Here is a 549-nt window from a genome sequence, read left to right as displayed (position 1 = left end):
GAGCAACTGGAGCGGCTGGAGTGACTGGTGCAACAGGTGACGCAGGTGCGACAGGAGCAACTGGAGCAACAGGTGACACAGGGGCAACTGGAGCGACTGGAGCTACAGGTGACATAGGAGCAACTGGAGCGGCTGGAGTGACTGGTGCAACAGGTGACGCAGGTGCGACAGGAGCAACTGGAGCAACAGGTGACACAGGGGCAACTGGAGCGACCGGAGCGACAGGTGACACAGGAGCGACAGGAGTGACCGGAGCAACAGGAGATACTGGTGCAACAGGAGCGACAGGAGTGACCGGAGCGACAGGAGTGACAGGGGACACTGGAGCAACGGGTGCAACAGGAGCGACCGGTGACACTGGAGCAACAGGTGCAACTGGAGCGACCGGAGCGCCAGGTGACACAGGGGCAACGGGTGCAACAGGAGCAGCAGGAGCGACGGGAGCAACTGGAGCGGCTGGAGTGACTGGTGCAACAGGTGACGCAGGTGCGACAGGAGCAACTGGAGCAACAGGTGACACAGGGGCAACTGGAGCGACTGGAGCTACAG

General features: G+C 62.1%; 1 protein-coding gene. It reads left to right on the top strand.

Going from position 1 to position 549, the window contains the following annotated elements:
* Positions 1-20 precede the first annotated feature (20 nt).
* On the top strand, positions 21-549 hold a 529-nt coding region (locus HPT30_RS00765), incomplete at its 3' end, for a hypothetical protein (protein ID WP_217622199.1).

It is taken from the genome of Paenibacillus agri, assembly GCF_013359945.1.
GTDB lineage: Bacteria > Bacillota > Bacilli > Paenibacillales > Paenibacillaceae > Paenibacillus_AQ > Paenibacillus_AQ agri.
This window is presented reverse-complemented; position numbering and strand designations above follow the sequence as displayed.